The sequence below is a fragment of the Candidatus Syntrophocurvum alkaliphilum genome, assembly GCF_009734445.1.
Lineage (GTDB): Bacteria > Bacillota > Syntrophomonadia > Syntrophomonadales > Syntrophomonadaceae > Syntrophocurvum > Syntrophocurvum alkaliphilum.
In genome coordinates this window covers 462,664-487,208 of record NZ_CP046457.1, presented here as the reverse complement: position 1 = coordinate 487,208, position 24,545 = coordinate 462,664, and the positions used below count along the sequence as shown (strand labels likewise).

The following is a 24,545-nucleotide window of genomic DNA, read 5'->3' as shown; positions in this document are numbered from 1 at the left end:
CTAATAAACTAAGCAAGATTAACAAATTCATTCCTACTTAATTGCATTAAAGGTTCTGATTTGTCTTGAAAACCTATTCCTATAGTATTATTATCTATATCTTCATTTTGATTAATAAGTATATTTTTTAGTTTGTATCTCTCCATTAATATGGTTATATTTCTTCGTTTTTTGCCTACCAATTTAGAAATATTTCTAGGGTTTACATGTATTTTAATAATTTTTGATTTGTGATATTTTGTAAAAAACATATCAATTAACATTGCTAGCTGATCTTTGTAAATTTCTTGTTCTACTATTTCCCCAAAGCTAGGATGAAACGGCCCTGCTGATATTACGCCTTCTGTTCTAAGGTCCTCTCCTGGATATAGTCCTAGGCGTATAACCTTTATTTTATTAACTTCAAATATCAACAGCATTTTCTTACATATTTCTACTGATTCATTTACAGTTAGTGGATTGTATTTTTTTTCTTTAAACATCTCGTCTAAGGTTGTATTGGCAATAACAATGGTAGGATATAATCTGACCATATCAGGATTTAATGTTACTGCTTCTTTGGCAGTTTTAATCGATAAATCTTTACTATCACCAGGTAACCCAATCATTAGTTGAACACCTAATGTAAAGCCATATTCTTTTATAATATTACAAGCTCTTTTAACAGTATCACTATTATAATCACGACCAGAATTTTCCAAAACATCATCAACTAATGATTGAACACCTAATTCTATAGTTATAACCCCATAAGATTTTAATCTTTTTAATATACTTTCATCTATAAAATCAGGTCTAGTTGATATTCTTATACCTTTTATTTTTTTTTGTTCTAAATACTCTTGTACAGCTAATAAATAATCATTTTGCAAATTTTCATCAATAGCAGTAAAACTTCCTCCAAAAAAAGCTAGCTCAACATAACTGTCCTTGTATGGTATGGTTTTTAAATGATTTTCAATTATCGTCTTTATATTCTCTACATTAGGTATTTCTAGTGTAGAAGATATTTTTTTTTGATCGCAAAAAATACAATCAAACGGACAACCTAAATGAGGTATAAATATTGGTATATTATAGTGACGCATTTTTCCTCTAACCTATCTCCTCAAGAAGTTCGTTGTTTTTCAAAAGATTTTCAGCTGCATTTTGCTCTGCTTCCTTCTTACTTTTCCCATCTCCATAGGCTAGTAAACGATTTTGATAATAGACTCCTGCTACAAAGCTTTTTGCATGAGCTGGTCCAGTTTCTTTTATTATTTTATAATTAACATTATCTTGACCCTTGCTTTGAACTAATTCTTGTAACTTAGATTTATAATCTTGGTAGTTTCCATTTGCAGTTTCTATTATAAAATGTTCAATATTATCTATAATAAATTTTCTTGTTTTTTCCATGCCTTGATCTAAATATATACCACCAATTACTGCTTCAACTGCATCAGCCAAAATAGATTTTCTTTTTCGTCCACCTGACATTTCTTCACCCTTGCCAAGAAGTAAGTAAGCACCAATATTTATTTGTTTAGCAAAATTATTTAGAGCTTTTTCACTTACTACTCGAGCTCTTATCTTCGTTAAATCCCCCTCCGGCTTATCAGAAAAGCGCGTATAAAGATATTCAGCTACTATAAAGTTTAGAACAGCATCCCCCAAAAATTCTAACCTTTGATTGTTATTATTATTGTATTCTTGTGTATATGATGGATGAGTTAAGGCAGTTTTTATTACATTAATATCTACAAAATCTAAATTGTTTTTTTGCATAAATTCCTTTATTATTGATTGACTACTCATTTTTCTCTCTCTTCAAAAAAGTATATAAAGCTTCTATTAATGAACCCATTGTTGGATAGTCTTCTAAATCACTTTCAGGAAACTCCACATCATATACATCTTCTATAGCCATAATCATTTCGACAACATCAATAGAATCAGCATTTATATCTTCAAATGCTGTTTCCATTGTGATATTATCTACTTCTATATTTAATTGTTCAGATAAGATCTTGGCCCCTAATTCAAAAAGTTCTTGCATAGTTAAGCCTCCTAACATTAAGGTTTCATTACATTATATACTATTATCTAATGCTAGGTTCTGTATTTTTACTACTTCTTTTTTAATACAGTCCTCTGCAATTCCAATTGCATTAAAAACAGCCTCACGTTTTGAACTACCATGACCAACAATACTTATCCCATCTATTCCTAAAAGCGGTGCTCCCCCCACTTTTGTATAATCTAATCTCTCTAAAAACTCTGGAAGTTTATTATTTTCTTGCTTGAACAAATCAGTCATCATTATCGCCATTTCTTCTATAGTTTTTAATAACACATTACCAATAAACCCATCACACACTATAACATTACTTTTTCCATTAAATATATTTCGACCTTCAATATTACCTATAAAGTTTAAGTCTTTTTGCTTTTTAAACAGTTCATATGTTTCTATAAGCTGGTTATTACCTTTGCCTTCTTCTTCTCCGTTATTTAATAATGCTATAGTAGGGTCACTTTTTCCCTTAATTAAAGATGAATACACTTGCCCTAATAGAGCAAACTGTAAAAGTTGTTTAGGCTTACAATCTACGTTAGCACCAACATCTATAAGAAAAGAATCCTCTCCATTTATTGTCGGAACTGAAGCAATTATAGGTGGTCTATCAATATCTTTTAATCTTCCTAAAATAAATATAGCAGCAGCCATTTGTGCACCTGTATTTCCACAGGATACAACAGCATCTGCTTTCCCTTCTTTTACTAGCTGATTTGCTACGACTATGGATGAATCTTTTTTCTTTCTCAAAGCTACAGTAGCAGATTCTTGCATTTCTACTACTTCATTTGAATGGACTATTGATATATTATTTAATCTAACTACATATCTTTCTAATTCTTTTTGAATTGTCGATTCATCTCCAACTAAAATAAGTTCTGAATCAGTTTGTTTTGCCTTTTTTATAGCACCTAAAATAATCTCGTGTGGTGCATGGTCTCCACCCATTACATCTACTGCAATCTTCATTTTTAAACCTCCAGTTCAAATATATATAGATACAAAAAACAAAAAGTAAGTCTAGAGCTAATTTGAACTCCTTCCTTACTTTTTGATAATTTTATTAATTACATCACATTCTTACCTTTATAATGACCACAGTTTAAGCAAGCTCTATGAGACTTTTTTAATTCATGACATTGTGGACATTCAACAAGTCCAGGTTTGTCGATCTTTCTCCACTCAGAACGACGTTTATTTTTACGGGAATGTGATTGTCTTCTTTTGGGTACTGCCATTTATATAAACCTCCTCCCTATTTCAGTTTTTTCAATTTTTCTAACCTAGGATCAATATCTTTTTCTTCACATTCACAATAGCTATTATTTTTGTTGATACCACACTTTGAACATAATCCTTTACAATCTTCTTTACATATTAGGTTAATGGGAATACTAATTAATAAAACTTCATTAACAAAAGGTGTGATATCTATATCATAGTCATTAATAAAAACAATATCTTCCTCTTCACTAAAAAATCTATCTTTATATGCAACTTCAACTATTGTAACATAAAACTCAGACTCTACCGAAAAAATTATATTTTCTAAACAACGTGCACAAAGTAACTCTAAATTTGTTTCTATATTACCTTTTCCAATATAGCTTCTACCTGTGTTTTCAACTATAAACTCTACTTTTAAAGTCTCTACGAACTTAGCTCCCATATCTTTTATCAAGTTTGAGTCGCCTTCTTCTTCAAAAGTAAATTTTTCACTAGTCCTTGGTTGTAAACTTAGATTCCTTAAATTTATCTTCATTACAAACACTTCCCATAATTATACCGATTTTATTATAATCTTATCATTATATTATTGTCAATAAATGAACATTTTAGTATTAATAAAAAAAGGCGAGTATCAAAAACTCGCCTTTTTTTTAATTAATTTAGATTACTAAGATTACTTAGACAAATTATAAGTATCTCTTGCAATTACTAATTCTTCGTTAGTTGGTATGACTAGAATTCTTACCTTTGAATCTTCAGTTGCTACATCTACTTCTTTCCCTCTAACTTTGTTCTTCTCTGTATCCATCTTAATTCCTAAGAACTCTAAATCTTTACATATATTTTCTCTGATATCATAACCATTTTCACCTACACCAGCTGTAAATACTAAGCAATCACATCCATTTAATTTTGCCATATATGAACCAATGTATGATTTTACTCGGTTATAGTAAATATCTAATGCTAATTGAGCTCTTTCATTACCAGATGAAGCTGCTTCAAGGATATCTCTTAGGTCATTAGATACACCTGATACTCCTAACATTCCTGATTTTTTATTGAAATAATTGTTTGCTTCTGAAAAATCTAAGCCTAGTTTTTCCATTAAGAAAAATACTATAGCTGGATCTATATCTCCAGATCTAGTTCCCATTACTAGACCTTGTAATGGTGTAAAGCCCATACTTGTATCAACCACATTGCCACCATCTATCGCAGCCATGCTAGCACCATTTCCTAAGTGTAATGTTATAACCTTACAATCTTCATATGGTTTACCTAGCATTGAAGCAGCTCTGTCTGCTACATATTTATGAGAAGTTCCATGGAAACCATATCTTCTAACTTTAAATTTTTCATATGCTTCATAAGGTAGTGCATACATATAATTTTCAGGTTCCATAGTTTGATGGAAAGCTGTATCAAAAACAGCCACATGGTTTACATTAGGCATTAAGTTTTGACATGCTTCTATTCCCATTAAATTTGGAGGATTATGTAAAGGAGCAATATCAAAACAATCTCTGATTGCCTTTACTACATTATCATCAATTATTACTGACTCAGAAAAATCTTCTCCACCATGTACAACACGATGTCCTACAGCACCGATTTCATCCATGCTCTTTACAACACCATATTCTTCATTAGTTAAAACCTCTAAAACTAATTTCATTCCCTCTGTATGATCAGGTAAATCTTTTTTGATTACAACCTCATCCTTGCCTACAGGCTCATGCTCTAATGTTGTTCCTGGAATCCCTACACGATCTACTAAACCTTTTGCTAAAAGTGATTCATCAGTCATGTCAACAACTTGATACTTGATTGATGAACTACCAGCGTTAACCACGAGAATTTTCATTTAAAATATACCTCCCTTAGTTTATATTAAATTTATTTGAAAAGAGTTATCTCTTTTCACTAACTATGCTCTTACTGCTGTCATTGCAACAACGTTAATAATGTCTTCTACACTACATCCTCTTGATAAATCATTAACTGGTTTTGCAATACCTTGTAGTATAGGACCAATTGCTTCAGCTTTAGCTAATCTTTGTACTAATTTATATCCGATATTTCCTGATTGAAGATCTGGGAAAATTAAAATGTTACACTGTCCAGCAACTTCACTTCCAGGTGCTTTTGATGCTCCTACTTTTGGAACTATTGCAGCATCTGCTTGAAATTCTCCATCAACTTGTATTTCAGGGAATCTTTCTTTAGCTAGCTCAGTTGCTTTAGAAACTTTATCAACTAATTCATTGCTAGCACTTCCTTTAGTTGAAAAGGATAGCATTCCAATTTTAGGCTCTTTCATTCCACATAGGTCTACACCAGTACCGACAGAGGCTTTAGCAAATTCAGCCATTTGTTCTGCAGTTGGATTCGGAGTTACCGCGCAATCAGCAAATACAAATATGCCATTATCCCCGAATTCACTATTAGGTACTATCATAATAAATGCACCTGAAACTGCAGATATGCCTGGTTCAGTTTTAATTATTTGCAACGCAGGTCTTAGTACATCACCAGTTGTATTTTCAGCTCCAGCTACTTTACCATCTGCTTTACCATTTTTAACCATCATCGAAGCAAAGTAAAGTGGATTTAACATACTAGTTTTAGCCTTATCTAGATCAATCCCCTTGTTTTTTCTCATTTCATAAAAATCCTGTACAAAATCATCTAGCATATCAGAATTTGCTGGATCGACTATTTCGGCTCCTGTTAAATCTGCACCAATCTTACTAGCTTGTCCTTTAATTTCGCTTTCATTACCTATCAAAACTGGAACAGCTATTTTGCTTTGAGCAATGTCTTTCACAGCTTGAAGAGTTCTTTCCTCTGTACCTTCAGGAAGAACAATTCTCTTTTGATTTTGGGCCGCTTTTTCTTTGATTTGAGCTATTAGACTCATTCTTCAACCTCCCATTTTTTTTTATATTGAGCTATCTTAACCGATAGTCCTCTAACTGCATATATTCTAGCACAAATAATTTGGTAGTGGGAAAATTTATGTTATTATATTTAAAATTAACAAAAAGGAGTTTTTTAGTGAAAATACTTGGAATAATAGCTGAATACAATCCTTTTCATAATGGACACTTACATATGCTTGAAGAAGCCAAAAAATATGATAAATTTGATGCTGTAATTTGTGTAATGAGCGGTAACTTTCTCCAACGCGGTGAACCTGCTTTTTGTAATAAATGGACTCGTGCCGAAATGGCATTACATAATGGTGTTGATTTAGTCATCGAACTTCCTTTTTCTTTCGCCACTAGAAGTGCTTATTTCTTTGCTAAAGGAGGAGTACAACTTCTTAATCGTACCGGTGTAACTACTCACATAGCTTTTGGTAGCGAAAGTGGTAATCTAAGTATGCTAAAGAAACTAGCCGAATTAATATCCGAAGAACCCCAAGAATATAAATTTTATTTACAGGAATATCTTTCTCAAGGATTAAGTTTTCCTTCAGCTAGAGCAAAAGCACTCGAAAATTTTTTAGGAATTGAAGACTCAGAGCTAATCACTCTCCTTAATAAGCCTAATAATATTTTAGGTATTGAATACTTACGGGCTATCCTTGAAGAAAATAGCCTAATTAATCCGATAACTATTAACCGGGTTGGTTCAGGGTATCATAGTAATCAACTTTCTAATTATGCTAGTGCAACAGCTATCCGAAATAGTTTAACCAAAAATAACGATTTTAAAACAATTAGTCATAGCTTACCTGAAAGTTGTTTATCTTTACTAAAAAGAGATTATAAACTAGGTTTAGCTCCAGTACTCCCAGAATCTTTTGAGCAATCATTATTAGTAAAACTGCGTTCTTTATCAGTTAGAGAATTGAATTCAATATATGAAGTAACAGAAGGCTTAGAATATAGAATTCAACAAGCCGCATATATTAGCAAAACACTTCAAGAACTAAGAACAAATATTAAAACTAAAAGATATAATTTAACTAAAATTAATCGTATGCTTTTATATACCTTTTTTAACCTTACTAAATTACAAATTGAAGAATTTGATAAATCCGGTCCATTATACTTACATATTTTAGGTTTTTCGTCAAAAGGTCGCAAAATCCTTCAAGAAATAAAAAATAATTCTGAAGTAAGTATTCTAAATCGTGCCAGTGATGTGAAAAATATATATGAAAAAGAAAATACTACAATTAAAGGTAAAATGATTGCACTTGATATCTTAGCTACAGACATTTATTCTATCTTTTATCCTAATTCAACACAAAGAAAAGGAAGAGGTGATTTTACTACCTCTCCCATTATAGTTACATAAGCTTCTCCTTTATTTCTTCAATTTTTTCTTCTGCTGCAACTTTACCAAAATTTATAAATTCAGAAGCTTTATCAAAGTCTCTAATTGATAAGTGGGATACAGATGGTTGTATTAATATATCTGCTTGACTACTTACTTCATTAAAAATTTGCTTTTGTAAAATATCTAGTGATGCCATTATTACATCTACAGCATTTGTTATTTCTGGCTTTTTAGGTTGACCAAAGGTAACATCAACAGCTATTACTAAATCTGCACCTTTTTCTCTAGCAACCTCTACAGGCAACCTACTTGTTACTGCTCCATCAACTAATATCATGCCATCTTTTTTTACAGGATAAAATATACCTGGTATTGAAATACTAGCTCTAATTGCTTCTGCAACAGATCCATCATCAATTATAATTTTTTCTCCAGATAAAAGATCAGTTGCAACAACATACAAAGGCAAGTTCAACTCACTAAAATCTTTATTCTTGGTTAAGAGGTTTAAAAAATCAGTAATTTTCTTTCCAGCAATAAAACCTAGGCGAGGCACCTTTACATCATATAGGATATTAGTATTCATTGTTGAAGCCATTTTTCCCATTATATTTAAATCTGCACCAGCAGCATACAACCCACCAACCATAGCCCCCATACTAGTACCTACTATTAAATCATAGTTAATATTATGTTTTTGTAAAACCTGCATTACACCAATATGTGCTATACCTTTAGCACTACCTGCACCTAAGACAAGTGCTACTTTTTTATCTTTCATGCTCATTTTTCACCTCCACCGTAAAACTATTTAAAAAAAAATGGTAATCTCTAATCAACTTTTACTCAAATTATTCCTTTTAGTTGATTAATTCTATGCCTAAATATGAACTAACAACCGATGAAAACAATAAAACTAGCTCAGTCAGTTTTGTAGTATAAATAAGTACTGTAAATAGCCTTCTTTATTTTAATAATTTAACATATATATAAAAGAGTCTAAATATAGAGGTGTATTTTTTGGCTTATTATTCTAAGTTTTTTTTCGTTGTTATAACTATGATTATAACCGTATTTATGGTTATAAATCCTCAGGAAACAGTGAAAGCAGCATCAAATGGCTTTCAAATATGGTACATCATAATTCTTCCTGCTCTTTTTCCATTTTTTATTGTAGCTGAGTTACTTGTTAGTCTAAGATTTGTTCACTTTTTAGGAGTTATTTTAGAACCTATAATGAGACCACTATTTCGACTACCAGGATGTAGCTCGCTCGTTGTAACTATGGGATTTACATCTGGTTTTCCTGTTGGAGCTCTTTTAACTAAGAAGTTATATGAAGAGAAAATGCTAACAGCCGAGGAAGCAGAAAGGCTCGTATCTTTCACTAATAATTCTAGTCCTTTGTTTATTTTAGGAGCTGTAAGTATAGGTATGTTTGGTATTTCAAGTGTTGGTTATTTGTTAGCAGCCTCTCATTACCTATCAAATATTATGGTGGGTATAGTTTGGAGGTTTAAAGCAGTAAAACAACAAAGTTTGAGGAGTACTTCGTCGAAACTTTTAATACAAGAAGCTTTAAGTACATTATCATATGCAGATAATAAAGACACAATTAGTATTGGTAAGGCACTAAGTGATGCTATTAAAAACAGTATAAATAATATATTAGCCATAGCAGGATTTATCGTGGTTTTTTCTGTTATAACACGTATGTTAACTGTTTGGGGAATACTAGATAAATTGGCAATTTTCATAACTAAGCTAATTAATGTTTCTTATAATGTTGCTTATGGAATATGTATTGGCTTTTTCGAAATTACTTTAGGGGCTAAAACAGTTGTATCAGCCCCTAGTGACTTATTAACACAATTAATTATTGTTAGTATTATATTAGCATTTAGTGGTTTATCTATTATAACCCAAATTATGAGTATACTTTATGGCACCCCTATTAGATTATCTTTTTATTTAACTTCGCGAATTCTTCAAATGTTTTTTTCTGCTTTAATAACCTTTGTTGGATATCATATGTTCTTTTTAACATCTCATCCTGTACCAACAGTTACTATCCCAACATATAAAATTTTGTATGGATTTGATGCTTGGACTTTTTCAATATATTGTCTTGTTATTGGATTTACTCTTATTTTGCTTCTTTTATTTATTAGCTTACTAAAAAATCGCTAAACATCATTATTATCAATAGCATTTTTCAATTCATTTCTACCTTCACTTACTGTATCTAACCCTTTTTGTAAAACTATTTCAATATGTTTTAATACATCGTCTGCATACTCATTAGCCTCTCTTCTGATTTCTGTAGCCGTTATCTCTGCTTTATTGACTACATCTTCAGCAACTACCATTGCGTTATGTGTTATCTCATTATTATCTATTAATTTTGCTGCTTTATCCTTATGTTCCTCAATAAATGTTTCTGCCTCTGCACAAGCTTCTTCGACTATTTTATCCTTTTCAGTTATAATGTTTTTGGCAATTTCTAATTCCTCAGGCAATACTGCTCTAATTTTATCTAGTCTGTCTAAAAAATTATTACTGTCAATTACAACAAATGAATTAGAAAATGGCACTTTTTTGCTTTCTTTGATAATATGCTCTAATTCATCAAGTATACTATATATTTCCATCATATTTTTCCTCCCTAACTTTCACTTAATTCATAATATTTCAAGGTAGACTCCCCATAGTTTTTTTCTCTATATAATTTAAGATTATAAAATTCACTGCTTAAAACTAGACTTTTAGGTATTCTAATAATTATTTGACCATTCTTATTAAGTAGATTATATTTCGAAATTTCATTCATTACTTGTGAAAATATTTTTTCATTTGTAAAAGGAGGATCAATATAAATAATATCAAAGAGTAAATTGCGTTTACATAAAATCTTTATAGCTTTTAAAACATCTTGTCTATAAACTTCGAATCCATCAACAAAATTGCAATTAATTAAGTTCTTATTAATTATCTTTATAGAATTTATATCATTGTCAATAAACACAACTTTACTTGCACCTCTACTTAAAGCTTCTATACCTACACTCCCACTACCAGCAAACAAATCTAGGAAAAAAGCATCTTTAACCGAGTTTGATAATGTATTAAACAATGCTTCCTTTATTCTATCTGTAATTGGACGCGTATTAAAACATGGAGGTGATTTTAGTTTTCTACCTTTAGCATTTCCTGCAATAACTCTCAAGCTTATATTCTCCTTTAAAATTTCTATAATTATATCTTTTTACCTTTTATTGAATATAATTATAACAAAAAAAAATTTTTAAAAAAATGTATATAAATTTTGTCTACAGGCAATGATATAATTACCAGATAAAAATCTGGTAAACAAACCCTCCCCAACAACTTTACAAAATTCTCCTCTCCCCAAAATGGCGACTTCGGTCGCCATTTTAATTTTATTAAAAAATATAGCGTATATTATCCTAATCTAAATCTAATAATATATCCAAATGCTGATCAATTTGTAAAAGGATGTTACCTTTAACAATAAACTAATAAAAAAGGGAGGAAATAAAGATGAATGATTTTTTGAATTATTTTAGTTTAAATGTTGACTTAGCAGTTGAAGCTAGGGATATAGTGCGCGGTAAAAGTAATATAGAAGTATCTGGAGTAGAAGAAGAAGTAGAAAATTTGGAAAATATAGATATAACTACTATAACAATAATGAATGAAGAAGCTGCAAGTGTTATGGGTAAACCTATGGGTACTTATGTAACAATAGAATCACCACCATTAAAAATTAATAATCCTTATGTTAAGGAAGAAATTATTACGGCTATGAGTAAAAGTCTAACTAACATGGTACCAAATATTGCTCCAGATAGTACCATACTATTAGTTGGTTTAGGGAACTGGCATGCAACTCCTGATGCACTCGGTCCAAAATTTATTGAATATAGCCCTATAACTAGACATTACCATCAATACGCTCCCCAAGCTTTAGTTGAAGGAATGCGTCCAAGTTGTGGTATTGCACCAGGTGTATTAGGAGTTACGGGGTTAGAAACATTCGAAGTTATTAAAGGCATAGTAGAAAAAGTAAATCCTGCAATGATAGTTGTAGTTGATGCGCTAGCTGCCCAAAATGTTGACCGTATTGGAACTACGATACAAATGTCAAATACAGGTATTCAACCTGGAGCCGGTATTGGTAATAATAGACATGCTTTAAATCAAGAAGGCTTAGGGGTACCTGTTATTGCAATTGGTTGTCCAACAATAGTAAATGCAGCTGTAATAGCAAATCAAGCTATAAAAAACTTTTGCTTAGATTCAGGAGCAATGTATAATGAAAACCAATCTACAGAAGCAATAAAAACTACACTTTCTCATTTTGGCGGTAGTTTATCCGTTACTCCAAAAGAAATTGATGATATTGTAGAAAACACCTCTAGAATTATGGCAATGGGGGTAGGACATTTCCTTTTCCCTGGTATTTCAACTGAACAACTAGAATTATATGCAATTTAATAATTTTAATAAAATTTTGATTTCACTGCAAAAAGCTAATCTTAGACTATGAAATCGGCTGAGTATGCACCATGCCTGGCTACTTAAGGACTTAAATAAACAAGTTAGCTCAGCCTTAAGTTTTAGTTACTTTTTGCAGCAGATCAATTTTTTTCTTGAAAATGTGAAAAAGAGATTGTGAGTGACTGATTAATGGTAAGTTAATAATCTAACTTATTTGGTGAATATAAATTATAGTTGACGTGACAACAAGCGGATATCGTTGCCCATCCGCTTGTCCTCTAATAGAATGATTAGATGTTACTTTTTAAGAATTATTGCATTTGGCCTTGTTGTTGTTGAGATTGTTGATTTTGTTGCTTTATTTGATTTACATCTTGTTGCATTTGTTGTCCTTGACCACCAACTTGGTTTTGCTGATATGCATAAACCATTTTCTTAACCATTTGTCCACCAATACTACCAGCTTGGCGAGAAGTTAAGTCACCATTGTAACCTTGCTTTAGGTTTACTCCAACTTCTTGAGCTGCTTCATACTTAAATTGATCCATTGCTGCTTTTGCTTGAGGTACTAAAATTTGGTTTTGTTGTTGAGCCATTTTTTTCACCTCCTTTTTTTGTGTAGTCTTATTTTTACCTGATATTAAACTAATATCCTAGAAGTATTTTCAATAGTTTTAAGTTCTTTCTAAGTACATCTATAAAAAGAACTGCAGGAACTCCTGCAGTTCTTTATTTATAATTACTTTAATTATTTCAATTCATTTTTATCTTTATTATTATTTTTATTGTTTTGTTTGTTTTCTATATTATTATCTTGATTTTTCTTTTTATTTTGTTTTTGTTTTTTAGCCATAAAAAGTGCACCTCCTTTCATAATATTAGGATGCTTTCTTTAGCGTTTTTTATTATGACAAGTTGATGCTTTTATGGCATGTAAACATATAAATTTTTAGTTTTTTACTATATCTCCATAAAATTTAAATTTATGTTTAATAATTTTTAATATTATCTCTGAATTTTGATATGTTTGAAGGTTTTCCTTAACTAGTTTGCGAGTTATTTCTATTATCTTAGTATCTGATATTAGATTAGCAACTTTTAAGTCATTTAACCCATGTTGTCTAACTCCTAGAAAATCACCTGGACCTCTTAAGCTCAAATCTTCTTGAGCTAATACAAACCCATTGCTAGTTTTTTCCATGGTTTTTAATCGTTTTAAAGCTTCATCATTTTTAGGATCACCAATCAGTATACAGAACGATTGTTTAGACCCTCTACCGACTCTGCCTCGCAATTGATGTAATTGTGATAAACCAAATCTTTCAGCATGTTCTATTAGCATTATTGAGGCATTAGGAATATCTACACCTACTTCTATTACAGTTGTTGCTACTAAAATTTTAAAACTGCCATTTTTAAATTGATTCATAAATAGTTCTTTTTCCTTACTAGGCATTCTTCCGTGAATTAAACCGATTTTATATTCACTAAATTTTTCTTTTAATTCTTCATATAAAGTAGTTACTGCCTTTAACTCTTGTAATTCTGATTCTTCTACAAGTGGACATACTACATATGCCTGAGATCCTTTTTTTAATTGTTCTTTTAAAAAGTTATAAGCTCGATTCCTAAATTCACGTTTAATATATATGGTTTTTATAGGCTTGCGACCAGGTGGTAGTTCATCAATTATCGAAACCTCTAAATCCCCATAAACAGTTAATGCCAAAGTTCTTGGAATTGGTGTAGCAGTCATAATTAATACATCTAAAGTTTGTCCTTTCTTAGTCAAAGCCCCTCTTTGTTTAACACCAAATCTATGTTGTTCATCTATAATGACTAATCCAAGATTTTTAAAATTTACGTTATTTTGTATTAATGCATGTGTACCTATTAATACATCGATATCACCTTTATCCAATGCTTCTAAAATCATTTTTTTCTCATTATTAGGAGTCGAGCCAGTGAGCAATGCAACTACTACATCTGAACTTAAAAACATTGATATTGATTTATAGTGTTGTTCTGCAAGTATTTCAGTAGGTGCCATAATTGCTGTTTGATAGCCGCTTGCAACTGCTTTTGTTAAGGCTAAAGCAGCTACAACAGTTTTTCCTGAACCAACATCCCCTTGTAATAACCGATTCATTGCTTTGGGAGATTCCATATCTAAAAATATCTGATCTAAAACCTTTTTTTGACCATTAGTTAGGTTAAAAGGCAACTCATTTAATACTTTACTAACTAAATTAGTTTTTTCATTATGTACAACATAATTATTTTCAACCTTTGCCTTTTTATTTAAAGAATGTATTCCTACTTGATATAAGAATAATTCTTCAAACGCTAGTCTTCTTCTTGCTTTAATATATGCTTCTCTACTTTCGGGATAATGTATATTTTTAAATGCATATTGAATATCACAAAGCTTATATTTATTCTTTGTATTTTCATCAAATATATCAATATAATTTTTTAATTCATTATTAAGAACTTGCAATATTATTTTTCTTAAAAAATTTTGATATATCCCTTCTGTTAAAGAGTAAATAGGTAAAATTTTATTTTCCATATCACTATCTGAAATAATTTCGTATTCATTTACAAATAACTCTTTACCTCCATAAGTATGTTTAATTTTACCACTAAGAAATAATTCATCACCTGATTTAATTTTTTTACTAAGATGTGCCTGATTAAACCAAATAGCATTAATTGAACCTGAATTATCGGTTATCATTGCTTTGAAAATACTCAATCCACGTGAAGTACGTGTACTGCTTGTATTTTTGACAAAACCTTTTATGTTTACATTATCATAATTATTAATTTCAACTATTTTTTCCACATTACTGCGATTAAAATAATCCCTTGGCATGTACCACAATATATCAAAAACTGTTTTTATATTTAATTTATGTAATGCTTTACTTTTCTTCGGTCCAACACCCTTTACAAATTGAATATCACTAAACAACCTATCCATTGTTTTCTCCCCTTTATACAATAAAAAGCGGGATAACCCCGCTTTTTTTAAACTTGATATAATTATTCTACTGCTAATAAAAAAGGATAATGAGGTTGCCCACCATAATGCATTTCTATTTCATAATCAGAATATGTGCTTTCTATTTGTTGTTTTTCCTTTATTGCTTCTTCTTCCGTTATACTATCTCCATATATAATAGTAATTAGTTCGATTTCATCATCTACAATCTTTGCTAATACATCACTTATTGTTTGTGATATATCGCTACCCTTTGTTGATATTTCACCATTTATAATGCCAATAATGTCTCCTTCTACTATATCTAGATTATTAATTGTTGTATCACGAACTGCATAAGTTATTTCAGCAAATTTTACAACTTCAATTTCTTTTTTCATGTTTTCCGCAACTTCATCTATACTTCCATCTGGGTTATAAGCAATTAAAGCTGTAATTGCCTGCATTATTGATTTTGTAGGTATAATTTCAATTTCTTTATCAGTTAAGTATTTTACTTGCTCAGCTGCTAATATAATATTACTGTTATTAGGAAGAATTATGATTTTATTAGATTCAATTTGTTCGCATGCATTGAGTAAATCCTCTGTACTAGGATTCATAGTTTGACCACCTTGTACAACTTTATCTACACCAAGGCTTTCTAAAATTTGAACTATACCCTCACCTATCCCAACTGCGACTATACCTATTTCCTTCTCATTAATAGGTTGTGGTTCAGGTTGTTGTGATTCTACATTATTTAAATGTTCATGGGCTTCCTCTATCATATTATTTATCTTTATATCACTTAATTGTCCCCATTGTAAGCATGTTTCTAAAACTTTACCTGGATGATTAGTATGAATATGAACCTTAGCTATATCTTCCATGCCAACAACCATCATTGAATCACCTAAGGGATTTAAATGATCTTTTATATCATCTGTATTTAATTTTTTTCCTTTAAGTAAAAGTTCAGTACAGTATTGAAATTCAATATCGATTTCTTTTAGGCTATTATCTCCTTTTGCTTCAGTTTTAACTTCTTTATATGTATCTAACTTTATATCTTTTTCTTGTGCTAATCCTTCAATTGCACCCTCTAAAAAGTATAAAAATCCTTGTCCTCCAGCATCTACAACTCCAGCCTCTTTTAAAATCGGTAACATTTGAGGAGTTTTTTCCAAAGTTTTATAACCAACTTCTACTCCCTTAATAAGAACAGCTACTATATCTGATTCTGTACGCGCATAACTTTCACAAGCATGAGCAACTTCCCTAACTACAGTTAAAATAGTCCCTTCTACTGGCTTCATTACTGATTTATAGGCTGTTTCAGAACCCACCTTAAGAGCGTTTGCCAAATCTTGAGCATTAGCTTTTTCTTTCCCTTCTAAAACTTTAACTATTCCTCGAAATACTTGAGATAATATAACTCCTGAGTTTCCTCTTGCTCCCATAAGTGAACCCATTGATATGGATTTTGCTACCTTCCCTAGAGGAGCTGTGCTATTCTTTTCACCTTCTTTTACAGCTGCCAATAGAGTTAAATACATATTCGTACCTGTATCTCCATCTGGTACCGGAAAAACATTAAGTAAATCAATTTCATCTCTATTGTGTTCTAACCTTATGCAACCGGCTTTGACAAATCTCACCAGATCGTTGCCAGTTATATTTTGTAAACTCAAGTTTTTTGCCTCCTACTTATTTTCTTTTATTACTCTTATCCCTTTAACATTGACATTTACTGAAGCTACTGATACTCCTGCATTATTCTCGAGTACATATGTTACTTTTTGCATAACGTTATGGGCTACTTCTGATATCTTAATACCATAACCGACTACAACATATACATCGACTATTAAGCCATCCTCTGAATCACGTACAGAAACACCCTTACGAATAGATTCTAATCCTAAAATACTCGTTAATTCAGTCTGAATGTTTTGAGATACCATACCTACAAGACCATAACAATCAATAGTCGCTAAACCAGCAATAGTTTCTATAACATCTTTAGCTACAGTGATTTCCCCTAGGTCATTATTTTTAATTATAAACATTATATTTCCTCCTTGCTAATATAATTTAATTCTATTCAAAGAGTATTTATTCCTTCTTCTTGCCCTTTTATACCCTATTTGCTAAAATATAAAAGTCAACTGTAATAGAGAGGGGGCATAAGCCATGGCAAAATGCGAAATTTGTGAAAAAGGTGTATCATTTGGCAAACAATACAGCCATTCGCATATAAGAACTAACAGACAATGGAAACCAAATATACAACGGGTCAAAGTTGTTGTTGGACAAACACCTAAGAAAATTTATGTTTGCACACGTTGTCTACGTTCAGGCAAAGTCCAAAGAGCTATATAAAATGCTAGAGCCTTAGTAGTAAAATGCTAAGGCTCTTTATTTTTTAGCCTCCTCGATAATATCCTTTGTAAATAAGTAAGTTTCATTACAAAAATTGCAACTTATCTCTAGCTTACCCTGCTCTTCAAATGTTTCCTCTATTTCATTTTCAGGCATACTTGCAACAATTGATAGTAATCTTTCTCTATTGCACTCACATCTAAAAGCAAGTGGTTTATCTTTAATAATTATTTCATATTCAATACCATCTAGTACTATATCAAGTATACTTTTTAAGTCTTCTTTTTCATTTATAAATTTGCTAATAGTCCCCATCTTAAGAACATTGCCTTCAATAGTGCGCAATAATTCATCATCTGCATTAGGCATTGCTTGTATAATTAACCCACCTGCAGCTTGTATGCTTAATTCTGGGGCAACAAGTACACCAAGGGATACTAAAGAAGGTAGTTGTTCAGACATTAAGTAATAATGAGCTAAATCTTCACCTATTTCGCCATTAACAAGAGCAACACTTCCAACAAAAGGCTGTTGCATTCCAAGATCTTTAATTACCTCTAATTTACCATCTTTACCAATAATTCCACCAACATTTAACTTTCCTGGAGAAATAGATGGTAAATCTGCACTAGGGTTTGATATTAAACCACGAACATTACCATTATTGTCAGCTGTTGCCAAAACCGCACCAGCAATGCCATTACCATTAACTCTAATAGTTAGACGACTATTCTCACTTTTTAGATCACTAATGCCCATAATAGCAGCAGCTGTTATAACTCTACCTAGCGCTGCTGATGCAGTAGCTGATGTTTTATGTCTTTTAGTAGCTTTATCTACTAAATTAGTTGTTTTTGCTATAAATACCCTTACTTGCTTTGCTTTGTCAGTTGCTAATAATAAATAATCTTTCAAAGTTAATAATCCTTTCAATATTTTTTAATATTTTAGCATTCAATATATAATAATTGTAGGTGCATTAGCAATTATTTCATTTATATAATTGTTTCCATATTTATAATTTTATAAATATAAGTCATATAAATATTTTTTTCATACAAATAATCCATTAAACTATAATAAATCTTAGTTTCACTGACAAATAAGTTACCCTTATTTTTATTATCTTATAATTAAAATATCATTAAGATTTTGCTGCAAAAAATAACTACAAAAAACTTAAGGAGGATCTTATAATGCCAATTTATGAATACAAAGGCAATAGACCAATTATAGCAAAATCATCATTTATTCACCCCCAAGCAGTAATTATTGGGGATGTTAAGATAGGTGATAACTGTTATATTGGTGCTTATAGCATTTTAAGAGGCGATTATGGAAATATTGTTATCGGTAACAAAACTAATGTACAAGAAGGTAGTATAATACACACTGAGCCCACAACTTCTGCTTTAATAGGAAATAATGTAGTAATAGGTCATGCAGCAATTGTACATGGTCCATGTACAATAAATGATGAGGCAGCTATTGGTATGGGAGCTATTATCTGTAATGGATGTACATTAGAATTTGGTAGTATGCTAGCAGCTGGTAGCCTTTTAGCTCCAGGAAAGATAATTCCTGAAAAAAAGCTTGCTATGGGTAATCCTGCTCAGGTTGTAAAGGAAGTTACAGATAACATGGCTATACATAATAAAGCAGCTGTAAATATTTATCACGACCTCGCAGCATGTTGCCAAACCGAATTGAAGCTAATTAAGGAGTAACTTATTGCTTAAATCTTAAATATGGTTTCATAAGCCTCTTATTATTTATCCAACTTTGGTGGTAGATACCAAGGTAATGAAAAATTAATCAAATATATAATTGATTTTGAATTTGATTCCTTAACTTTTTGCCAACAAGTATCTCCTCATAGAAACTACATTATGATGTTTGAATTTTATTTGTTAGAAGAATACACTATACATTATATTTAAATGTATTACTATGCAGTAATTAGTTGTTGGGAAGGAGTTTTATTTATGGTAAAAAATAATATCTTATCGTTTTTTGTTTTGTGTTTCTTTGTAATAGGTTTATTAACACTAAGTGTTGATAATATTTATGCAGACCAACAAACCTTAAGATGGGGATCAACTGGTTCAGAAGTAAGTTTAGTGCAAAAAACTTTAAATGAAAAGGGATATTCATGTGGACCTGTAGACGGAATTTTTGGTGCTCTTACTTTTAATGCAGTAGTTAGTTTTCAAAGAGATACCAATATAAATGTAGATGGAATTGTAGGGCCCCAAACAAGACAAGCTCTAGGGTTAGTAGCTACTAGTAATGAGGACAGTAAAAATAATTCTTTTACTCCATTACAATGGGGTTCAAGTGGACAAGAAGTACGTGATCTGCAACAGATATTAAATAGTAAAGGATATGCAGTAGGAACTGTTGATGGAGTATTTGATGAAAGAACATATAATGCTGTAGTGGAGTTTCAAAAAGATGCACAACTTACAGTTGATGGTGTAGTAGATCATAAAACTAAGACATCTTTAGGCTTAAATAAAATTACTCAAAACTCAAATACAAGAACTATGGTTGCAACTGCTTATTGTCCTTGTGACCAATGTAATTATCCTTGGGGAGGCTATCCATCCTATATTGGATTACCACTAGGTAAAGGTATTATTGCAGTAGATCCAAATGTTATCCCATTAGGAACAAGATTATATGTTGAAGGTTACGGATATGGCGTAGCAGCTGATACAGGTGGAGCTATTAATGGTAATAAAATAGACCTATGTTTTGAAACTCATGAAGAAGCTCTACGCTGGGGAATACAAAATATTGAAGTTACTATATTAGATAAAATTAATAAATAAAAAAACACAGTAAACTAAAATTTTATTTACACGGAATTATGGATACTCCCTCCATAATTCCGATACTCCTTTATTTATATGTAAAGATACGGCTAAGCAAACAAATAAATATGGGTTTTTTTTAGCTTAAGCTGGCAAGATGCTGAGCTAATGAAGACAATTCTTCAGACATTGCTTCTAGCTCTTGAACATTAGTTGAAACTGTCTGTGTCAATTCCGCTTGATTTTCCACTATTGATGCCGCTTCATTCACACCTGTTGTAATAACTTTTACTGACTCTTCTATATTATTAAGTATTTGTGAAATTCTTTCAACTGATAATGTGCTGTTTTCGGCTAGTTTCCGTACTTCCTCCGCTACAACAGCAAAACCTTTTCCGTGCTCCCCACTCCTAGCAGCCTCAATAGCTGCATTTAGTCCTAAAAGTTTAGTTTGTTTTGCAATAGTATTTATAAAATCTAAAACTTCCCCTGTTTCATTAAGATGTTCTGTAGCATCATTAGCAGAATCTATTAAATTATTTCCTCTTGATGCCATTAATTTAGCCGAATTATTAACCTCTTCAATCCTATTAGTTACATTTTCCATAGTATCTGCAAGTTCAATTGAAATATTAGCTAACTTCTCTGATTCATTATGTAACGTTTCTATCATTGCTTCTCTAGATTCAACTACTGTCATCATTACATCAGCACCATGAGAATCAATTACTGCAATTTCATCCCTTTTATTTTCATTTATAATTTCTTCTACTTTAGCATTACCTGTTGCCTCTATAATTACATTAATCCCAGGTAAGGAAATTGCTTGCACTACATCTGAAAATGTTTTCACATTATTCTCTCTTGCTATTACCATTCCAGGTGCATCATAATTTGCATCACAGATCCCTTCGATTTTTATACTTTCTATTCCTAAGCATGATTTAAGTATGGATGTTCCTCCTTGACCTGCACCTACAATAACTATTCTTTTCACCCTATCCCCCCCTATCCTAACAATGTTATATTAATCATTTTTTTTTATTTTTTCTCCTAGCCTCATATTAACTGCTTTCGGTACTAATGAACTAATATCCCCACCAAGTAGTGCAGCCTCTTTTATACCACTAGAACTAACATAAATGTTTTTACTATCAGACATAATAAATATCGTATCTACCTCAGGAATTAACATTTTATTCATCATCGACATATGCATTTCATATTCAAAATCACTAACCGTTCTCAAACCTCTAATTATAGCTATAGCTTGTTTCTCTTGTAAATAATTAGACAATAATCCATTGAATGAATCTACTTCAATATTATCCATATGATTTGTACTTTCTTTGATCATTTCAACCCGTTCTTCAAGAGAAAACAGGGCATTTTTTGTAACATTATGTACAACTGAAACAATTATTTTATCAAATAGCTTACTAGTTTTATTAAGAATATCAATATGCCCATTTGTTATAGGATCAAAGCTTCCTGGATACACTGCTACTTTCATTATTACATCCGCCCCTTTGGTTTTATTAAATCTATTACAATATCAAATATAAAAAAATTCTACTCAAACTTTGTTTTATCCTGCAATTTAATTATTTTTTAAATAAAAATAAAAACACAGAATATTCTTCTGTGTTTTTATTTTCAGCTATATGAAAAGATAATATTACCTTTTTTTTATTAGTTTAATTTAAAGTAATGTTTACTTTAAAATATTGCTTGCTATAACTACACGTTGAATTTCATTTGTACCTTCATAAATTTGTGTAATCTTAGCATCTCTCATCATTCTTTCAACTGGATATTCTCTAGAATAACCATATCCTCCTAATACCTGTACTGCTTCTGTTGTTACTGCCATTGCAGCATCACCCGCGTACAGTTTTGCCATTGCACTTTCTTTACCATATGGCAATCCTTGACTTTCTAACCAAGCCGCTTGATAGGTTAATAATCTTGCAGCTTCTATTTGTGTTGCCATATCAGCTAATTTGAATTGGATAGCCTGTTGTTTAGATATTGGTTTTCCAAATTGAACTCTATCTTTTGAATAGTTAAGTGCAAATTCATATGCTCCTTGAGCTATTCCAACTGCTTGAGCAGCAATTCCGTTTCTTCCACCATCTAGGATCATCATACCAATTTTAAATCCATCTCCTTCTTTACCAAGAAGGTTTTCCTTTGGAATGCGGCAGTTTTCGAATACTAACTCATAGGTAGCTGATGATCTTATACCTAGCTTATCCTCTTTTTTACCAAAGCTAAAGCCAGGAGTATCTTTTTCAACTATAAATGCACTTATACTCTTATGTCCAAGATCCTTAGGTCCTGTCCTAGCTATTACAACATAAGTTTCAGCATAATAAGCATTTGTTATAAATACTTTGGTTCCATTTAAGACATATTCATCACCATCTAGTACTGCAGTTGTTTTTGTTCCACCTGCATCACTACCAGCCGTTGGTTCAGTAATTGCAAATGCCCCCATTTTAGTCCCTTCAGCTAATGGCACTAGATATTTTTGTTTCTGTTCTTCTGTACCAAATTTCCAAATTGGCCATGAAGCTAGTGATACGTGAGCTGATAAAGTAACACCCATAGAACCGCAAACTCTTGAAAGCTCTTCTACCGCTAATACATAAGTTAGAAAGTCAGATCCTACTCCTCCGTACTCTTCTCCCCACGGTAATCCACACATGCCTAAATCAGCCATTTTGCGGAATAGATCCATATCAAATCTTTCTTCTTCATCACGTTCAGCAGCTGATGGTTCTATTTCTCCTTCTGCAAAATCTCTAAATGTTTTTCTAAACATTTCATGTTCTTCTGATAATCTAAAATTCATTTATAAATCCTCCTCATTTTATGTTTATCTTGAAACTACCATAGCTATACCCTGTCCTCCACCAATACAGAGAGTAGCTAAACCTGTTTTTGAATCACGCTTTTGCATTTCGTAAAGAAGTGAAACTAATATTCTGGTTCCTGATGCTCCGATTGGATGTCCAATTGCTATTGCTCCACCATTTACGTTTACTCTATCCATAACCTTTTCTAAACCAAGTTCTTTTGATACTCCTAAAGACTGTGCTGCAAATGCTTCGTTAGCTTCTATAAGATCTATATCTTCTATATTTAATCCTGCTTTATCTAAAGCCTTTTTAGTAGCAGGAACAGGTCCAATACCCATAATCTTAGGATCAATACCACCTGATGCATAACTTGAAATTGTAGCTAAAGGCTCTAAGCCAAGTTCGTCTGCTTTTTCTTTAGACATAACTATTACTGCTGCTGCACCATCGTTTATTCCAGAGGCATTTCCAGCTGTAACAGAACCATCTTTTTTAAAGGCTGGTCTCATTTTGGCTAACTTCTCCTGTGGTGCTAAGTTAGGATGTTCATCTTTGTCAAAAACTGTTTCACCTTTTCTAGTCTTAATTACCACTGGTACTATTTCATCTTTAAATTTATCTTCCTCTATCGCTTTAGCAGCAAGATCTTGACTTCTAAAAGCAAAAGCATCTTGTTCTTCACGAGATATATTCCACTCGTCTACTATATTTTCTGCAGTTATTCCCATATGATAATTATTAAAAGCTTCCCATAAACCATCTTTTATCATTAAGTCTTCTATTTTTCCAGGTCCCATTCTATATCCATAACGTGCCTTTTCTAGTGCATAAGGAGCAAGTGACATATTCTCAGTTCCACCTGCAAGAATAACATCTGCATCACCTGCTTTTATAGCTTGTGCAGCTATACTAATTGACTTTAGTCCTGAACCACAAACTTTATTGATTGTATATGCTGGAACGGTTTCCGGTATACCAGCATGAATAGAGGCTTGACGAGCCACGTTCTGACCTTGACCAGCTTGTAATACACATCCGAATATTACTTCATCTAATTGATCTGGTTTTAATCCAACTCGTTTTAAACTGTCTTCCATTACTACTTTTCCTAGTTCTACAGCACTTACGTCTTTTAATGTGCCACCAAATGATCCTACAGGTGTTCTACATGCACCAACCAAAACTACTTCTTTAGTCATTTAAATTAACCCCCTAATATATTTTTATATTAATTATTCAATATTAACTCTCGTTATTAACGTTTATCCACCTCCCGTAGTCAGAACATCACATTTATAATAAGTTCTGACAAAATTCGTTCACTATAAGCGTAATTTAATTATATTACAATCTATTCTTTATTTGTTATAAAATTCCTTCTTTTTTACATA

25 protein-coding genes and 1 pseudogene are annotated in these 24,545 nt (G+C 31.5%); 6 read left to right on the top strand and 20 right to left on the bottom strand.

Features of this window, described 5'->3' with window-relative positions; all coding sequences use genetic code 11:
- Positions 1–8: 8 nt before the first annotated feature.
- From SYNTR_RS02390 to pta, 8 genes are all read right to left on the bottom strand, one after another.
- Positions 9–1,088: an elongator complex protein 3 gene (locus tag SYNTR_RS02390; RefSeq protein WP_156203019.1), complete on the bottom strand. Its 1,080-nt coding sequence runs from the start codon at positions 1,086–1,088 to the stop codon at positions 9–11.
- Positions 1,089–1,095: 7 nt separating this feature from the next.
- Positions 1,096–1,797: a ribonuclease III gene (rnc, locus tag SYNTR_RS02385; protein WP_156203018.1), complete on the bottom strand. Its 702-nt coding sequence runs from the start codon at positions 1,795–1,797 to the stop codon at positions 1,096–1,098.
- Complete coding sequence (locus SYNTR_RS02380) at positions 1,790–2,038, bottom strand: acyl carrier protein (RefSeq protein WP_156203017.1); 249 nt, start codon at positions 2,036–2,038, stop codon at positions 1,790–1,792. The genes rnc and SYNTR_RS02380 overlap by 8 nt, the downstream gene beginning before the upstream one ends.
- A 33-nt stretch (positions 2,039–2,071) precedes the next feature.
- A complete protein-coding gene (plsX, locus tag SYNTR_RS02375) occupies positions 2,072–3,028 on the bottom strand; it encodes a phosphate acyltransferase PlsX (protein WP_156203016.1) in 957 nt (318 codons plus the stop codon).
- A gap of 98 nt (positions 3,029–3,126) precedes the next feature.
- On the bottom strand, positions 3,127–3,297 hold the full coding sequence (gene rpmF, locus SYNTR_RS02370) for a 50S ribosomal protein L32 (RefSeq protein ID WP_156203015.1): 171 nt from the start codon (positions 3,295–3,297) through the stop codon (positions 3,127–3,129).
- Positions 3,298–3,314: 17 nt separating this feature from the next.
- Positions 3,315–3,821 (bottom strand): YceD family protein, encoded by a 507-nt coding sequence (locus SYNTR_RS02365; RefSeq protein WP_156203014.1) that lies wholly within the window; start codon positions 3,819–3,821, stop codon positions 3,315–3,317.
- Positions 3,822–3,962: 141 nt separating this feature from the next.
- The gene (locus SYNTR_RS02360; protein WP_156203013.1) at positions 3,963–5,156 is read right to left on the bottom strand and encodes an acetate/propionate family kinase; all 1,194 of its coding nucleotides are present in this window, start codon (positions 5,154–5,156) and stop codon (positions 3,963–3,965) included.
- A gap of 63 nt (positions 5,157–5,219) precedes the next feature.
- Positions 5,220–6,212, bottom strand: coding sequence for a phosphate acetyltransferase (gene pta, locus SYNTR_RS02355; protein ID WP_156203012.1), 993 nt, complete (start codon positions 6,210–6,212; stop codon positions 5,220–5,222).
- 137 nt (positions 6,213–6,349) lie between these two features.
- Here pta and SYNTR_RS02350 point away from each other — a divergent pair, with 137 nt between their 5' ends.
- Positions 6,350–7,600, top strand: coding sequence for a nucleotidyltransferase (locus SYNTR_RS02350; protein ID WP_197079161.1), 1,251 nt, complete (start codon positions 6,350–6,352; stop codon positions 7,598–7,600).
- On the opposite strand, the gene SYNTR_RS02345 is transcribed toward SYNTR_RS02350, so the two are convergent.
- Complete coding sequence (locus SYNTR_RS02345; RefSeq protein ID WP_156203010.1) at positions 7,593–8,369, bottom strand: patatin-like phospholipase family protein; 777 nt, start codon at positions 8,367–8,369, stop codon at positions 7,593–7,595. The genes SYNTR_RS02350 and SYNTR_RS02345 overlap by 8 nt on opposite strands.
- A 233-nt stretch (positions 8,370–8,602) precedes the next feature.
- Between SYNTR_RS02345 and ylbJ the strand changes: the two genes are divergently transcribed.
- Positions 8,603–9,772 (top strand): sporulation integral membrane protein YlbJ, encoded by a 1,170-nt coding sequence (gene ylbJ, locus SYNTR_RS02340; protein ID WP_156203009.1) that lies wholly within the window; start codon positions 8,603–8,605, stop codon positions 9,770–9,772.
- Here ylbJ and SYNTR_RS02335 read toward each other — a convergent pair.
- Together SYNTR_RS02335 and rsmD are read right to left on the bottom strand one after the other, a co-directional pair.
- Entirely contained in the window at positions 9,769–10,236 is a 468-nt protein-coding gene (locus SYNTR_RS02335) for an ATPase (protein ID WP_156203008.1), read from the bottom strand. The two genes, ylbJ and SYNTR_RS02335, sit on opposite strands and share 4 nt — an antisense overlap.
- Before the next feature lie 11 nt (positions 10,237–10,247).
- The gene (gene rsmD, locus SYNTR_RS02330) at positions 10,248–10,814 is read right to left on the bottom strand and encodes a 16S rRNA (guanine(966)-N(2))-methyltransferase RsmD (RefSeq protein WP_279285961.1); all 567 of its coding nucleotides are present in this window, start codon (positions 10,812–10,814) and stop codon (positions 10,248–10,250) included.
- Between the two features lie 329 nt (positions 10,815–11,143).
- Between rsmD and gpr the strand changes: the two genes are divergently transcribed.
- Positions 11,144–12,100, top strand: a complete 957-nt coding sequence (gene gpr, locus SYNTR_RS02325) for a GPR endopeptidase (protein WP_156203006.1) — start codon at positions 11,144–11,146, stop codon at positions 12,098–12,100.
- A gap of 410 nt (positions 12,101–12,510) precedes the next feature.
- Here the strand turns inward: gpr and SYNTR_RS02320 are convergent.
- The 4 genes and pseudogenes from SYNTR_RS02320 to SYNTR_RS02305 form a co-directional block, all read right to left on the bottom strand.
- A pseudogene (locus tag SYNTR_RS02320) lies at positions 12,511–12,699 on the bottom strand (alpha/beta-type small acid-soluble spore protein); the annotation flags it as partial.
- A 353-nt stretch (positions 12,700–13,052) separates the two neighbouring features.
- Positions 13,053–15,089, bottom strand: coding sequence for an ATP-dependent DNA helicase RecG (gene recG / locus SYNTR_RS02315; protein WP_156203004.1), 2,037 nt, complete (start codon positions 15,087–15,089; stop codon positions 13,053–13,055).
- A gap of 62 nt (positions 15,090–15,151) precedes the next feature.
- On the bottom strand, positions 15,152–16,783 hold the full coding sequence (locus SYNTR_RS02310; protein ID WP_156203003.1) for a DAK2 domain-containing protein: 1,632 nt from the start codon (positions 16,781–16,783) through the stop codon (positions 15,152–15,154).
- 12 nt (positions 16,784–16,795) lie between these two features.
- Positions 16,796–17,161, bottom strand: coding sequence for an Asp23/Gls24 family envelope stress response protein (locus tag SYNTR_RS02305; RefSeq protein WP_156203002.1), 366 nt, complete (start codon positions 17,159–17,161; stop codon positions 16,796–16,798).
- Between the two features lie 124 nt (positions 17,162–17,285).
- Between SYNTR_RS02305 and rpmB the strand changes: the two genes are divergently transcribed.
- Positions 17,286–17,474, top strand: coding sequence for a 50S ribosomal protein L28 (gene rpmB / locus SYNTR_RS02300; RefSeq protein ID WP_156203001.1), 189 nt, complete (start codon positions 17,286–17,288; stop codon positions 17,472–17,474).
- A 36-nt stretch (positions 17,475–17,510) separates the two neighbouring features.
- On the opposite strand, the gene hslO is transcribed toward rpmB, so the two are convergent.
- Positions 17,511–18,389, bottom strand: coding sequence for an Hsp33 family molecular chaperone HslO (gene hslO / locus SYNTR_RS02295; protein WP_197079159.1), 879 nt, complete (start codon positions 18,387–18,389; stop codon positions 17,511–17,513).
- Between the two features lie 281 nt (positions 18,390–18,670).
- Between hslO and SYNTR_RS02290 the strand changes: the two genes are divergently transcribed.
- The gene (locus SYNTR_RS02290) at positions 18,671–19,201 is read left to right on the top strand and encodes a gamma carbonic anhydrase family protein (RefSeq protein ID WP_156202999.1); all 531 of its coding nucleotides are present in this window, start codon (positions 18,671–18,673) and stop codon (positions 19,199–19,201) included.
- A 258-nt stretch (positions 19,202–19,459) separates the two neighbouring features.
- The gene (locus tag SYNTR_RS11695; protein WP_197079158.1) at positions 19,460–20,308 is read left to right on the top strand and encodes a peptidoglycan-binding protein; all 849 of its coding nucleotides are present in this window, start codon (positions 19,460–19,462) and stop codon (positions 20,306–20,308) included.
- A gap of 121 nt (positions 20,309–20,429) precedes the next feature.
- Here the strand turns inward: SYNTR_RS11695 and SYNTR_RS02280 are convergent, their stop codons facing one another.
- The 4 genes from SYNTR_RS02280 to SYNTR_RS02265 form a co-directional block, all read right to left on the bottom strand.
- A complete protein-coding gene (locus SYNTR_RS02280; protein WP_156202997.1) occupies positions 20,430–21,287 on the bottom strand; it encodes a methyl-accepting chemotaxis protein in 858 nt (285 codons plus the stop codon).
- 30 nt (positions 21,288–21,317) lie between these two features.
- Positions 21,318–21,803, bottom strand: a complete 486-nt coding sequence (gene coaD, locus SYNTR_RS02275) for a pantetheine-phosphate adenylyltransferase (protein ID WP_156202996.1) — start codon at positions 21,801–21,803, stop codon at positions 21,318–21,320.
- Positions 21,804–22,004: 201 nt separating this feature from the next.
- Positions 22,005–23,147: an acyl-CoA dehydrogenase gene (locus tag SYNTR_RS02270; RefSeq protein ID WP_156202631.1), complete on the bottom strand. Its 1,143-nt coding sequence runs from the start codon at positions 23,145–23,147 to the stop codon at positions 22,005–22,007.
- 24 nt (positions 23,148–23,171) lie between these two features.
- Positions 23,172–24,353: an acetyl-CoA C-acetyltransferase gene (locus tag SYNTR_RS02265; RefSeq protein WP_156202995.1), complete on the bottom strand. Its 1,182-nt coding sequence runs from the start codon at positions 24,351–24,353 to the stop codon at positions 23,172–23,174.
- Between the last annotated feature and the right edge of the window lie 192 nt (positions 24,354–24,545).

Excerpts from the sequence above, each read along its gene's own strand:
- SYNTR_RS02390 (WP_156203019.1), bottom strand. The coding sequence starts at position 1,088 with ATGCGTCACTATAATATACCAATATTTATACCTCATTTAGGTTGTCCG.
- SYNTR_RS02270 (WP_156202631.1), bottom strand. The coding sequence starts at position 23,147 with ATGAATTTTAGATTATCAGAAGAACATGAAATGTTTAGAAAAACATTT.
- SYNTR_RS11695 (WP_197079158.1), top strand. The coding sequence starts at position 19,460 with ATGGTAAAAAATAATATCTTATCGTTTTTTGTTTTGTGTTTCTTTGTA.
- rnc (WP_156203018.1), bottom strand. The coding sequence starts at position 1,797 with ATGAGTAGTCAATCAATAATAAAGGAATTTATGCAAAAAAACAATTTA.
- SYNTR_RS02365 (WP_156203014.1), bottom strand. The coding sequence starts at position 3,821 with ATGAAGATAAATTTAAGGAATCTAAGTTTACAACCAAGGACTAGTGAA.
- SYNTR_RS02290 (WP_156202999.1), top strand. The coding sequence starts at position 18,671 with ATGCCAATTTATGAATACAAAGGCAATAGACCAATTATAGCAAAATCA.
- rpmF (WP_156203015.1), bottom strand. The coding sequence starts at position 3,297 with ATGGCAGTACCCAAAAGAAGACAATCACATTCCCGTAAAAATAAACGT.
- coaD (WP_156202996.1), bottom strand. The coding sequence starts at position 21,803 with ATGAAAGTAGCAGTGTATCCAGGAAGCTTTGATCCTATAACAAATGGG.
- gpr (WP_156203006.1), top strand. The coding sequence starts at position 11,144 with ATGAATGATTTTTTGAATTATTTTAGTTTAAATGTTGACTTAGCAGTT.
- rpmB (WP_156203001.1), top strand. The coding sequence starts at position 17,286 with ATGGCAAAATGCGAAATTTGTGAAAAAGGTGTATCATTTGGCAAACAA.
- SYNTR_RS02345 (WP_156203010.1), bottom strand. The coding sequence starts at position 8,369 with ATGAGCATGAAAGATAAAAAAGTAGCACTTGTCTTAGGTGCAGGTAGT.
- plsX (WP_156203016.1), bottom strand. The coding sequence starts at position 3,028 with ATGAAGATTGCAGTAGATGTAATGGGTGGAGACCATGCACCACACGAG.
- recG (WP_156203004.1), bottom strand. The coding sequence starts at position 15,089 with ATGGATAGGTTGTTTAGTGATATTCAATTTGTAAAGGGTGTTGGACCG.
- pta (WP_156203012.1), bottom strand. The coding sequence starts at position 6,212 with ATGAGTCTAATAGCTCAAATCAAAGAAAAAGCGGCCCAAAATCAAAAG.
- SYNTR_RS02305 (WP_156203002.1), bottom strand. The coding sequence starts at position 17,161 with ATGTTTATAATTAAAAATAATGACCTAGGGGAAATCACTGTAGCTAAA.
- SYNTR_RS02335 (WP_156203008.1), bottom strand. The coding sequence starts at position 10,236 with ATGATGGAAATATATAGTATACTTGATGAATTAGAGCATATTATCAAA.
- SYNTR_RS02360 (WP_156203013.1), bottom strand. The coding sequence starts at position 5,156 with ATGAAAATTCTCGTGGTTAACGCTGGTAGTTCATCAATCAAGTATCAA.
- SYNTR_RS02265 (WP_156202995.1), bottom strand. The coding sequence starts at position 24,353 with ATGACTAAAGAAGTAGTTTTGGTTGGTGCATGTAGAACACCTGTAGGA.
- SYNTR_RS02380 (WP_156203017.1), bottom strand. The coding sequence starts at position 2,038 with ATGCAAGAACTTTTTGAATTAGGGGCCAAGATCTTATCTGAACAATTA.